The organism is Xanthomonas sp. Leaf148 (genome assembly GCF_001423585.1).
Classification (GTDB): Bacteria; Pseudomonadota; Gammaproteobacteria; order Xanthomonadales; family Xanthomonadaceae; genus Xanthomonas.
Map to the genome: position 1 here is coordinate 98,016 of NZ_LMOP01000013.1, position 11,570 is coordinate 109,585.

Genomic DNA, 11,570 nt, shown 5'->3' on the forward strand with positions numbered 1-11,570 from the left:
GCGGAAAACCTCAGCTCTCACAACAAGCAGCACAGGTTGTTGCTCGCGACCGGCGCGCCACGCCTCACGGCGCCGCGAAGCGGAACAACACCAGGCTGATCGCCAGCGTGGCCATACCCGATACCAAGCCGTAGACCGTTTCGTGGCCTTGTGCGTAGCGCTTGGCCGCCGGCAGCAGTTCGTCCAGCGCCAGGAACACCATCACCCCGGAGATCAGCCCGAACACCGTGCCGAACACCGCTTCGGACAACACGTTGGACAGCGCCAGGTAGCCGATGCCGGCGCCGATCGGTTCGGCCAGTCCGCTCAGCAGGCTGGCGCCGAAAGCATAGAACTTGTTGCGCGTGGCGAAGTACACCGGCACCGCGATCGCGATGCCTTCGGGAATATTGTGGATGGCGATGGCGAATGCCAACGGCATGCCCACTGCCGGGCTTTCCAGCGTGGCGAAAAACGTCGCCAGCCCTTCCGGAAAGTTATGCGCGGTGATCGCGATGGCGGTCATCAGGCCGACACGACGGATGTAGGCGCGGTTGTCGTCGCGAAATTGCGGGTCGTCGGTGGACAGGCTCTGGTGCGGGTTGGGCACCAGGCGGTCGATCACCATGATCAGCAGCATGCCGCCCAGAAAGGTCAGCGTGCCGAAGGTAAAGCCCAGCTTGTCGTTGTAGGCGTTGGAAAATGCAGCGATCGACTTGTTGAGGATCTCCGACAACGACACGTACACCATCGCGCCACCGGCAAATGCCAGCCCGAACGCCAACAGGCGCGGATTGGGCTTTTTGGCGAACACCACCATGAGACTGCCGAGGCCGGTGGCAAGTCCCGCGGCCAAGGTGACCGCCAGCGCGGTCCAGACGTTCTGTGATGACACCTCAAGCATGCGACGCGACGACCTCGTGGAGTGGGAAGCGATCCTGGTGTGGTCAGCGCAATCACGCGACCACTGGCGGCAGCAGGATGGTCAGGCATGGATGACGAAGGCGTGGTGTCGAAGACAGCCGCACGTTCATGTGCAACCACCGGCCAAGGCGAGCGGTGTCGATGAGCGATGCATCGCGGTGTCGCGCGTCTTGCCCGTCGCCGCTCAGAGCCGCTGCAGCAGGCTGACCGCTGCGCTCAACTGCCGCGGCGCGCGCGTTCTTCGATGGCGAAGCATTCGTCCGGACGCGGCACCGGCGGCTTGAAGGCGACCGGTACCTGGATGGTTTGCGGCACGGCCTGGCCATTGCGGGTGGCCGCCTTGAACTTCCATTCGCGCACACGCTTTTGTGCAGCCTCGTCCAGCACCGGCTGGCCGCTGCTCTGGGTCACCGCCACCTCGGTGGGTGTGCCTTCGGTACCGACGACGACCCTGAGCACGGTGGTGCCACCGACCCCGGCGCAAGCCAGCTCCGGTGCGTACTCCGGCGGCGGCGTCTTCAGCGCAGCAAGCTCTGTGGGGGCCACCGCAGGCGCGGCAGCCTGTTGCGGTGACTTGCCGCAGCCGCTGAGGCCGGCCGCCAGACACAGGCCGGCGAGGGCAGCGCGAGAAATGGTCATGCAGTGACTCCCTGATCGTAGAGTTGCGCGGTCTTGGCCGCGCAGATGAAGTCGTTTTCGCTCAGCCCGCCCACATCGTGGGTGGAATAACGCACCACCACCCGGTCGTAATGCACACCCAGATCGGGGTGGTGGTCTTCGCGATGGGCAATCCAGGCCAGCGCATTCACGAAGGCGAGGGTGCGGTAATAGTCCGCAAAGCGGAAGGTGCGCGTGATGGCCATGCCGGCCTCGGCCAGCTCCCAGCCGGGTATCTGCGGCAGCAACTCGGCCAGACGGGCCTCGCCAAGCTTGTGGTCGCTACCCTTGCGCGGAAGGCAATGGGCCTGCTCCAGGGGAATCAGATCGGTCATGACAGTCTCGCAGGGGTGGCGGACGGCGCACCCACCAGGATCACGGTGTTCCATGAGCGAGGGCGCTTTGAGCGGTAGAATAACCCGCATGATCCAGATATCCGACAAAGCCCAAACCTATTTCCGCAAGCTCATCGAACGCGAAGGCGTGCCCGGCATGGGCGTTCGCCTGAGCGCGGTGGACCCAGGCACCCCTCGCGCAGATGCCAGACTTGAGTTCGCAGAGCCTGCGGACCTGAGCGGCGACGAGTGGGCCATCGACTGCGACGGCTTCACGTTATATGTCGCCGCCGCCAGCGTGCCGTGGGTGGATGGTGCCGAGGTCGACTACGTCACTCAGTCCACCGGCAACCAGCAGTTGACCATCAAGGCGCCCAAGATCAAGGGCGAAGCACCGGCGGATTCTGCCTCGATGGTGGAGCGCGTGCGCTGGGTGGTGGAAAACGAGATCAACCCGCAGCTGGCATCCCACGGCGGACGTGTGGCCGTGCAGGAAGTCTCGGCCGACGGCGTGGTGCTGCTGCGCTTCGGCGGCGGTTGCCACGGCTGCGGCATGGCCGATGTCACGCTGAAGCAGGGCATCGAAAAGACCTTGATGGGACGCGTACCCGGCGTGATTGCGGTGCGCGATGCCACCGACCACGCCACCGGCGACGCACCGTACATTCCGCGCGACAGCGCGGCCTGATTCCGCGTCACCGGTGACAACGGCTGCCGATCTGCTGCAGGCGCTGCGCGCGCGCATGCCGGCCAAGCTCATTCTGGATCGGCGCACCGGCCTGCCATACGGGTGGGCGATCTGGATGCGCAACCGCGACGACGCGGCGGCACCGTTCAACGACGATCAGGTGATGGATGTGCTGTTGGCACGTCCATCCGCCGCCCATGGCGCAGGCACTGCCGCGACGCTGACGCCGTTCCAGGCATTTCGCAGCCTGTGGTGGCAGCACTGGGAGCCACGCCCGACCGATCAGCGTCGGCAACACTGGCTCGCGCTGCTGGGCAGTCTGTTGATCCACATCGGCTTCATCGCGCTGCTGATCTGGGTGGTCACCGTGCGCTGGGCGCCGGACGAAACCAAACCGGGCGAAGAGTCGCGTGTGCGCATGACCTTTATCGGCGACGGCGCAGCGGAGCAGGGGGGAGGGCAAGCAGAACCTTCGGCGGCGGCACAGGCGGCGTCTGCCGACGCTGCCGCCGCGCAGCAGGCCAGTGCGGGTGCGTCCCGTGGTGAGTCTGCACAACCGACGACGCCCGCATCGGTATCGCCGCAGGCTGCCGCTGAGCCTGTCGATGCAACCAGCGCTGCGCAGTCGCAGGAAAGCGCGCCGGAGCCGGTTACCGCCGCTGCCAGCGAGCCGGTGACACCGGAGGTGCCGCAAGTGACGGTGCAGGTGCCGGAAGTGACGATCGAATCACCGCTGCAGGTGACCGAAACTGCGGTCGCCACCAACGAGTTTGTGGTTCCTCCACCGCCCAGCATTACCGTGGCGCCGCGAGCGATGACGCCAACCGCGCCGCAAGTGGAGGTGCGTCAGCGCGAGATCCAGACCGTGACCGACCGGCCGCAGCTGCGCGAATTGCAGCGCCCGGCCGCAGCCGTCGCCGTGCGATCAGCCGATTCACCTTCCGTGCGCGAACGCGAAGTCGTGGTGCCGGACCGGCCGCAGGTTGCAGCACCGACGATGCGTCCCAGGGAAGTCACTCCAACCGTGCGCATGCCCGAGGTGGCGGTGCGCGCCGCGGAACTGCCCAACGTGCCGGAGCCGGCATCTACGCCGGCGCCTGTGGCGCCAACCGCACCGGCAACTGCCGCACCGACGTCGGCACCGCCTACATCGACAGCAAACGCCTCCGTTCCGCAGCCGGCACCCGCTACATCCGCGCCGCAGGCAACAGCGTCATCGGCCAAATCAGGGCAGTCCAGCAACAGCGCTGCCGCAGCGTCTTCGTCAACCAAGCCCGCGACCAATACCGCTGCCGGGCCAGCAGCGGCGGATAGCAGCGGCGGCTGGGACGTCGCTGCCAATGCCGACGACTGGAGCAAATCCGACCGCAACCGTCGTGGTGAAACCACCGGCGCCAACGGCCAGCGCGATGGCATGTTCAATAGCGACGGCAGCGTGCGCGTGGCGGGGGCCGGCGATGCCGGCAAGGGAGCCGGCGACCGCGGGCCGCCCGGCAGCGACACCGACACCTGGACCCGCGACCAGATCGCCCAAGGCGGCACCTGGCTCAAGCGCCCGCCGTACGGCTACACGCCGACCTCGCTGGATAAGTACTGGATGCCCAACCAGTCGCTGCTGCAGGAATGGGTGCGCCGCGGCTTGAAGAAGATCGAGATCCCGATTCCGGGCACCACCACCAAGATCAGCTGCGTCGTGTCGTTGCTGCAATTCGGCGGCGGCTGCGGCCTGAGCGACCCCAACCTCAACGATCAGCCCGCCACCGCGCGACCGCCGCCGGATGTGCCGTTCAAGCGGGAGTTGCAGGAGGACAAGGGGGCGGTGCGCCGTGAGGGCGAATGAGGGTGCTGCGCGATGAGCGTCCAGCACAGCTCGAAAGTCGGTCAGGAGCATGTAGGGCAAGAAGGCGCCGTAGTTCATGCTGGACGTCAGCATTGATGGCAAGGCTGTCAGCACACCCAGCCCGGTAGAGGAATGCTAGCTCTAAAACCGAGGTGTTCTGACATAATATACATTATGCGAAATAAGGTGTTGCGTTCGGTAAGGGCGCGGCCTCCGCTGGATCTGGCTTTGGATCAAGACTTGCCTGCCGAACCGTTCCCCTAGCGAAACGGAAATCGCTGCATGACTGACACCTACAACCTCGACCGCCGCCAACCTTGCTGGCCTGTTGGAGCGCAATGTCCAAACAGCTGCGCCGAGGATCTACACCGCCAAGTCGTTACCAACCATGTGGAACTCACCGGCCCGTGGGCTGGTTGGCCGGGCGCGACCTGGAACTGATACCAGAACGCCGGCTGCGTGGCTTGCTGTGGCATGCCAATGCTGGCGACATTCGGAATTCGGTCCGCCGTCGAAACGCCAACCGCAAAGCGGTTCAGCAGTCGATGGTCAAGGTCGTCGTCGTGGATCTTGGCGAATGGCGAGACCGCCACTTCGGGCGAATTGCGGGGTGAGGCGTTATCCGTAGGGGCTATGCCCTTACACCCCCGGTCTACAATGCCAGCTCACAAGATCGGGGGCGGCATGGAGCGCAGATATCAGCAAGCAGACTCATCAGACCTATGGTGGCAGATTGCGCTTGGCGGCTTCATCGCACTACTAGCACATAGCATCGTCGTTGGGCTGTACACCAGATATGAGACGCGCCAAGCGATGGCGCAGCTTGAAAAAGAATCGAAACTAGCGACGCAGCAGATGCAGCGCGCACTTAGACAGAACCTCCAGACACCCAGGAACGCGCCTGAGGTGCGGGAATATGACCCACCAAGACCGTTAAGCGACGGCGAGCGCTGCTTACAAGGCCGCCGTTTCAAACGCGTGTCAAACGGCTGGGTGCAGCTGACGCACGATCCCTGCTGATGGTCTACAGATCAGCCGTGGTCGAAGGAACGCTACTAGCAGTAGCGTAAGGCTTCGATTCGGGGAAGGTGCCGACGTCACGTGTGCCCCTTGCAATGACAGATCCTGCGAGCTGCAAAGGCTGATTCTGATGACCCACCTGCCCGGTTTGCGCCTGCTGCTGTTGTTGCGCTGCTGCTGGCGCACGTCCTTGTACGGGTTGTAAGGAGCGCCATTGCGCGCAAGCGTGCGGCACATGGGCTGGGGAAGATCGTACCGCGTGCCCTGCTCTGTCAGACAGGTACAAGACGCCTCGCGCGGATCTGAGGCGGTGGGCACGCTGGACATGCAGAACACCTGCGGATCAGCGGCAACCGGACGCTGATCGAACACCTCAGCAGTCCACGGCATCGTTTCAAAACGCGGTAGGTGCTTGGCGGCGTAATTACTCTTGCCGGCATATATGACCTGGCCGTTGTTGTCGCCGCTCAGCACGCCAGACCCGAGCGCTGAAGCGCCCGTGCCCGGCGTGCTGGCTTGTTCCTTCTCACCGCCTCCTATCAGGCTTGGATCACCCATGTTGACCTCAGAGCCTCGGATTTTCTTTTCAGCAGCCGAGTATCGGACTCACCTCACCTATCAACGAGGCAGTACGCCAGAATTGTCCACCGCTGGGTGGAAGAAGCCGGCCTCGATTCCGGCTCCTACGGCACCCACATGATGCGCAGGACCAAAGCTTCGCTGATCTACCGCAGGACACGAAACCTCAGGGCGGTCCAGCTATTGCTGGGGCATACGAAGCTAGAAAGCACCGTGCGCTACCTAGGCATCGAGGTCGACGACGCCCTAGAGATCGCCGAGCAAACGGATGTCTAAGCCCAAGAGGCCACTCCTCGACCGGCAAGGTCGAGGAGCGGCCAGAAGAAGAAGTTCAGAAAGTGCTGCGAGACCTCGCCCGAAAGAAGGAACTTCAGGAGGTTCCTACTGAGCGCTTCGCAACCCTGAGCATCCCTTCCGGCCAGCACACCGATCAAACGTTTGGCCCGGCCCCGCGTACTCCGTGATGGCTAGGATCAGCACGATCCACGCCAAGGCCTGGACCTTTGCCGCCAGCACGGCACCCGCCTGAGTTCAGGCGCCGGGCCAGCCAAGCCAAACGCGATGCCACGCCTGCTCCCGGCGATGTCGTGGGCCTGCGCTCTACTTGAAATGATACCGATCGGTCTATATCATCCGCGGCGAATCCACCGCCGGAGTGATCATGAGCAAGGTTCGCGAGCGCATCCTGGATGTCGCTACCAATCTCTTCTATCGGCAGGGGATTCAGGCGGTCGGCGTGGACGCCATCATCAGCACCGCGGAAGTCGCCCGCATGAGCTTCTATCGGCACTTTCGGTCGAAGGAAGGTCTGGCGTTGGCAGTGCTGGAGCGGCGCGACGAACGACTCTGCGCCTGGTTCGAGCAGAAGGTCGAGCGCTTGGCGCCCGATGCAAATCTGCGGCCGCTGGCAGTGTTCGACGCCTTGGCGATGCGCCTGGCCAGCCCCGACTACCGCGGTTGCGCCTTCCTCAACACCATCGCCGAGACGCCGCCGCCCAGTCACGCACTGCATCGGGCTGCGGCTGCGCACAAGCACCGCTTCGAGGCCTACTTCGCCCGTTTGTTGCGAGCGGCCGGGCTGGACGAAAGCGCGGCCGGCGATCTCATGCTGCTGTTCGACGGGGCCGTGGTCACCGCGGTTCGCGAAGGAAACCCGACCCCCGCCACGCGGGCAAAAAACATGGCGGCGCGGGTGCTCGGCATCGCGCCGGCGAACTGAGTCAGTGTCTTACTGAGAGAGTAGTTATGTCTGCGGAAGTTGCGTCGCAAGACCCGGTCGCTCGCGGCGAACGGTTGTTGCAGTTGGATGTGCTGCGCGGTCTGGCCTTGTTCGGCGTGCTGCTGGTCAATATCGGTTACTTCTGCGGTGCCGATTCGGCGCGGGAAGCCGGGGTCGCCTATCCGCTGGGAGACTTCGGTGGCTTGGCCGGCGACCTCGTTAGGGTGCTGTTGGAGAACAAGGCGGCGGCGCTGCTGTCGATCCTGTTCGGTGCTGGCCTCGCCATCCAAGCCGATCGTGCGTCCGAAAATGGTCAGTCGCGCTGGCCGTTTGCGCTGCGTCGCAGCGCGGTGCTCGCCCTGCTGGGCAGCGTGCACACGTTCTTGTTGTGGAACGTCGACATCCTGCTCGACTACGCACTGATCAGCTTGATGGTTCTGCCCTTCCTGCGGCTATCGGCCGGCCGGGTGTTGTGGGCGATCCCGGTGGTGCTGATCGTCTCGGCGGTGATTGCCGGTCCGATGCAGGCGCTTGCAACGGATCTGCCGCCGGCGCAAACCTACACCCTTGGTCTCCAGCACTACGGGCAAGGTGGGTGGCTCGACGCCCTGCAATACCGATGGTGGGAAACGCTGCATGTGGTCGGCCCGATGCGTATCGCCAATCGCTTCGTCATCCTGGCGCCGTTCTTCATCGTCGGCGTTGCGGCCTGGAAGGGCGGATGGCTTTCGGCGCCGGACGCGCATCGGCGCCGGCTGCGGCAGGTCTTCGTGCTCTGCTTCAGCTTCGGGCTGGTGGCCAACGCGGTGCCGCAGGAGGCGCTGCATGCCTGGGTGAATCAGCTTGCGCTGCAGCCGCTGCGGGTCTTGATTAAGGCGACCTTCTTCTTCGCCAAGTTCGCGCTGACCCTGGGCTACGCGGCCGGCATCCTGTTGCTGCTGCAGCGATCACGCTGGCGCGTGTGGCTGGGTGTGTTCGCGCCGCTCGGTCGCATGGCGCTGACCCAATACCTGCTGCAGTCGCTGGTCTGCACATGGATCTTCTATGGCTTCGGTCTGGGCCAGTACGGGCGGATGCCGCTCGACCTGGCGCTGGCGCTGGGCGTGCTGCTGTTCGCTATGCAGGTGATCAGCAGCCGCTGGTGGTTGGCGCGCTTCAGCATCGGCCCGGTGGAGTGGCTGTGGCGGCGATTGAGCTACGGCGGCATTCGCCAGCGCCCACCGGCGCTCGCAGCGGCCGGGGCGGAGGCTGAACAGGCCCGAAGCCGGTAGCGTGGGTGATGCCGCGTCGCGGCATTAGCGCCGTGTTTTTTGCGCCTGTCGGCGTGGTGGTGTGCGGGCAGATTCAGCGCCATGAGCGCGTCGCTGCGGCCGCCGGCGTCGACAAGACCCGGATACTTGGATGCCGTCAATCTACCTCACAGCCGCGCCGGCTACGCGGCCTTCTTTGGCTGAGCGCTGGCAGAACTCCCAGGGCCGACTAAACTGGGAGGATTGCGCCAAACGAAGCTGAAGAAGACCTTCGCCCACGCTGCTACACCCGATCCATCACGGCAAGGGCATGTTATGGCCCGCTACCGTCACGTTGATTACAGCCCACAACTGCTTCCGGTCGACCTCCAGGCGCAGTGGGTGCCGGCCAGCAACCTTTGGTGGAGGCCGTAATGTCCGCTTCGGGTCGTCCCGAGCTTGAGGCGCTGCTTCCGCCTGTGACGACTCATTAGAGGGGCTTCGAGATAAGGCACTGCTGTTGTTTGGTTTTGCCAGTGGCGGGCGCCGACGCAGCGAGATCGCGGCGGCTGACTGGCAGGACCTGCGCTGCATTGGCGAAGACGCTTTGCAGGCGGGGTTAAACGGGGACTTTGGCGGTCACAGCCTGCGCTCGGGCTTTATCACCTAGGGCGGTCGCCAGGGCATCGCCCTGCCCGCCCTAATGGCGCTGACTGAGCATCGCTCCGTGGCGCAGGCGATCGGCTACTTTCAGGCCGGTGACGCGTCAAGCAACCTAGCCGCTCGACTGCTTGATCTCTAGCGCGCGAGCCAATGCGTTATCGGCCCTTGCGCGGCTCCCGCTTCGCCGGAGCCTTCTCAAGGCTTTTGAGCAGATCCTTCTTCTGGCGAACTGATAGGTCGTTCCATTGCAGGAGAAGTTGGGCCAATAGCTCTTCCTCGGTGTAGAGAAACGCCGCGGGTATGCCAAGCACCTCAGCCAACTTCCACACTCGGTTAGCAACGCTAGCGCGGTATCAGCCTCGCCGTTGGCAAATGTGTAGCGCAAAGAATCGATAGTCGCAGCGATGGACGCCTCTTTCTCAGACTTGCCGAGGTAAGCCATCGAATCCTGCTTACGCTGCCGCCGATAGTCCATGGCACGAGAATGAAAGTCAGAGTGTCTACACGATGATGTTCCCAAGAAACATAACTACCTAATAACTGGGCCGTGGGCTCTGGCTATACGATTCATCCACAGCGATGTTGATCCGCCGTGCAGGTTGGTGTCACCTGATCCAGCCTGCTGTACAGAATGCATGGCGGAGGCGCGCCGTGCGCCGTGTGCACGCATCCCCCGAACGAGTCATCGGACCCTGCCCCGACGCGGTGTTCTGGATTCGGCCCGAGGCGTCCAGCATGGACCACATCGCTGACGTCCCTCGACGCCATGACCCAGCGATTCCCCCTCCAGAGAGATCGCGTCCATGACGATGTCTGATGTGTCGGGCCAGCGCCACGCGCTCGCCGGCAGTGCACTCCCCTCGCCACGCGACCAGGCACGTTGGCTGGCGGTGGCGCGTAGACGCCATGCACTGCCGACCTGCGCGGACCGTGCGTCACAACAGGCAGTCGCACGATGAAGCCCTATTTGCTCTCGCTTGGCGCCGGTCTGCTGGTCGGTGTGATCTACAGCCTGCTCAACGTGCGCTCGCCAGCGCCGCCGGTCATTGCATTGGTCGGCTTGCTTGGCATTCTGGTCGGCGAGCAACTGCCACCACTTGTGCGCCAGCTGACAACGCGCAGCCAGACCGAGGCCTCGTGGATCGGGCATCAGGTCAAGCCGCATATGTTCGGGAATCTGCCAGAAGGCAAACGCGCGCCGCCGCATGCGCCATCACCGCCACCTGCGCGAACCGACGAAGGCGATGCGTGAGCGCGCTCGTCCATGCGATCTGCTGGTGCATCTTACCTGCGTAAGGCCGAGTACGTCGCCGGCGAGAATCCTGCAAAGACGGCCGGTTGTTCTCTATGACGATGCGCAGAGCTGCAAAGCAGATCGCGCGCGTGATCAAGCAACTTGGCAACAAACACAGCGCGATGCGGGCGGCGTCTAGTCCAAGCGGCGCGCAAGAACACTCCAAGTGCATCCAACTCCTACCGCAAAGGCATCGACTACCCATTGCCGGAGATGCCATCGCTGCCCTCTTTCCCCAAAGGAACTTCCATGCGTCCGCTACTTTCCCTGAGCCTTTCCGCCGCGCTGATGCTGAGCGCGGTCCTTCCGGTCCTTGCCGATGCTGCGGCACCGGTGTCGGTCGGCCCGCAGTACGACACCACACACGTCTATGTGGCACCTGCCGATGTGGATGCGTTTGCGCGCAGCTTCGCCGCGACCTTCGGCGGACAAAGCACGCGCCAGGTGATCGCCACGGTCACGCCAACCCCCAGCAGTACCAGTTCGCAACTGGTGCAGACGCCGGCCGGCACCGTGTCGTTGTTCGGATTTCGTACGCCGGTGCCCCACCCGTTCGGCAGCGAACGCACCGGCTACCTGGTGACCGACATGCAACAGGCAATCACTGCCGCACGCGCTGCCGGAGCGGAGGTGCTGGTTGCGCCGTTCAAGGATCCTATCGGTATGGATGCGGTGATCGCCTGGCCGGGCGGCGTCAGCATGCAGCTGTACTGGCACGACACCGCACCGCATTACGCACCGCTGGCGACGATTCCGGAGAACCGCGTCTACGTCTCGCCCGATCGCGCCGATGCGTTCGTTAAAGCCTGGCTGAAGTTCTCGCATGGCAAGGTGCTGCACGATGACCGCCATGCGGACGCAACGCTGATCGGCCGGCCTGGCGTCACTTACCGCAGCATCGTCATCAGCTCCGGCTTCGGTGCGCTGCAGGTGTTGGTGACTGACGGCCACCTGCCCTATCCGTACGGGCACGAGCTCACCGGATACGCAGTGGACGACCTTGCGGCAACACTCGCGCGCGCCACCGCGTCCGGCGCAAAAGTGTTGGTGCCTGCGGTGGCCGCGTCGGGTCGACAGTCGGCGATGGTGGAGTTCCCCGGTGGCTATGTCGCCGAGCTGCACGCCGAACTCCACTCCTGATCG

General features: G+C 64.2%; 10 protein-coding genes and 2 pseudogenes. 8 read left to right on the forward strand and 4 right to left on the reverse strand.

Annotation, left to right across the window (positions count from 1 at the left end; all coding sequences use genetic code 11):
• Positions 1-64: 64 nt before the first annotated feature.
• The 3 genes from zupT to ASF90_RS19830 form a co-directional block, all read right to left on the reverse strand.
• Positions 65-883 (reverse strand): zinc transporter ZupT, encoded by an 819-nt coding sequence (gene zupT / locus ASF90_RS19820; protein WP_055854232.1) that lies wholly within the window; start codon positions 881-883, stop codon positions 65-67.
• A 236-nt stretch (positions 884-1,119) separates the two neighbouring features.
• Positions 1,120-1,542: an energy transducer TonB gene (locus ASF90_RS19825; protein ID WP_055854235.1), complete on the reverse strand. Its 423-nt coding sequence runs from the start codon at positions 1,540-1,542 to the stop codon at positions 1,120-1,122.
• Complete coding sequence (locus ASF90_RS19830) at positions 1,539-1,895, reverse strand: 4a-hydroxytetrahydrobiopterin dehydratase (RefSeq protein WP_055854238.1); 357 nt, start codon at positions 1,893-1,895, stop codon at positions 1,539-1,541. Before ASF90_RS19830 ends, ASF90_RS19825 begins: the two co-directional genes overlap by 4 nt.
• An 88-nt stretch (positions 1,896-1,983) precedes the next feature.
• Between ASF90_RS19830 and ASF90_RS19835 the strand changes: the two genes are divergently transcribed.
• Both ASF90_RS19835 and ASF90_RS19840 read left to right on the forward strand, forming a co-directional pair.
• Complete coding sequence (locus ASF90_RS19835) at positions 1,984-2,583, forward strand: NfuA family Fe-S biogenesis protein (protein ID WP_055854241.1); 600 nt, start codon at positions 1,984-1,986, stop codon at positions 2,581-2,583.
• 13 nt (positions 2,584-2,596) lie between these two features.
• Positions 2,597-4,423, forward strand: a complete 1,827-nt coding sequence (locus ASF90_RS19840; protein ID WP_055854243.1) for a hypothetical protein — start codon at positions 2,597-2,599, stop codon at positions 4,421-4,423.
• Positions 4,424-5,404: 981 nt separating this feature from the next.
• On the opposite strand, the gene ASF90_RS23965 is transcribed toward ASF90_RS19840, so the two are convergent.
• The gene (locus ASF90_RS23965; protein ID WP_162498444.1) at positions 5,405-6,001 is read right to left on the reverse strand and encodes a hypothetical protein; all 597 of its coding nucleotides are present in this window, start codon (positions 5,999-6,001) and stop codon (positions 5,405-5,407) included.
• Here ASF90_RS23965 and ASF90_RS19855 point away from each other — a divergent pair.
• From ASF90_RS19855 to ASF90_RS19880, 6 genes and pseudogenes are all read left to right on the forward strand, one after another.
• A pseudogene (locus tag ASF90_RS19855) lies at positions 5,984-6,298 on the forward strand (tyrosine-type recombinase/integrase); the annotation flags it as partial. The gene ASF90_RS23965 and the pseudogene ASF90_RS19855 sit on opposite strands and share 18 nt — an antisense overlap.
• Positions 6,299-6,683: 385 nt before the next feature.
• Positions 6,684-7,241 (forward strand): TetR/AcrR family transcriptional regulator, encoded by a 558-nt coding sequence (locus tag ASF90_RS19860; protein WP_055854252.1) that lies wholly within the window; start codon positions 6,684-6,686, stop codon positions 7,239-7,241.
• A gap of 116 nt (positions 7,242-7,357) precedes the next feature.
• The gene (locus tag ASF90_RS19865; RefSeq protein ID WP_236699320.1) at positions 7,358-8,512 is read left to right on the forward strand and encodes a DUF418 domain-containing protein; all 1,155 of its coding nucleotides are present in this window, start codon (positions 7,358-7,360) and stop codon (positions 8,510-8,512) included.
• Positions 8,513-8,919: 407 nt separating this feature from the next.
• Positions 8,920-9,272 (forward strand): annotated as a pseudogene (locus ASF90_RS24380) (integrase); the annotation flags it as partial.
• An 816-nt stretch (positions 9,273-10,088) separates the two neighbouring features.
• Positions 10,089-10,385, forward strand: a complete 297-nt coding sequence (locus tag ASF90_RS19875; RefSeq protein ID WP_055854258.1) for a XapX domain-containing protein — start codon at positions 10,089-10,091, stop codon at positions 10,383-10,385.
• A 291-nt stretch (positions 10,386-10,676) separates the two neighbouring features.
• Positions 10,677-11,567, forward strand: a complete 891-nt coding sequence (locus ASF90_RS19880) for a hypothetical protein (protein WP_055854261.1) — start codon at positions 10,677-10,679, stop codon at positions 11,565-11,567.
• Positions 11,568-11,570 lie beyond the last annotated feature (3 nt).

What these genes read in the sequence shown, in the direction of transcription:
- ASF90_RS19875 (WP_055854258.1), top strand. Translation starts at nt 10,089, where the DNA reads ATGAAGCCCTATTTGCTCTCGCTTGGCGCCGGTCTGCTGGTCGGTGTG.
- ASF90_RS19860 (WP_055854252.1), top strand. Translation starts at nt 6,684, where the DNA reads ATGAGCAAGGTTCGCGAGCGCATCCTGGATGTCGCTACCAATCTCTTC.
- zupT (WP_055854232.1), bottom strand. Translation starts at nt 883, where the DNA reads ATGCTTGAGGTGTCATCACAGAACGTCTGGACCGCGCTGGCGGTCACC.
- ASF90_RS19825 (WP_055854235.1), bottom strand. Translation starts at nt 1,542, where the DNA reads ATGACCATTTCTCGCGCTGCCCTCGCCGGCCTGTGTCTGGCGGCCGGC.
- ASF90_RS19880 (WP_055854261.1), top strand. Translation starts at nt 10,677, where the DNA reads ATGCGTCCGCTACTTTCCCTGAGCCTTTCCGCCGCGCTGATGCTGAGC.
- ASF90_RS23965 (WP_162498444.1), bottom strand. Translation starts at nt 6,001, where the DNA reads ATGGGTGATCCAAGCCTGATAGGAGGCGGTGAGAAGGAACAAGCCAGC.
- ASF90_RS19830 (WP_055854238.1), bottom strand. Translation starts at nt 1,895, where the DNA reads ATGACCGATCTGATTCCCCTGGAGCAGGCCCATTGCCTTCCGCGCAAG.
- ASF90_RS19835 (WP_055854241.1), top strand. Translation starts at nt 1,984, where the DNA reads ATGATCCAGATATCCGACAAAGCCCAAACCTATTTCCGCAAGCTCATC.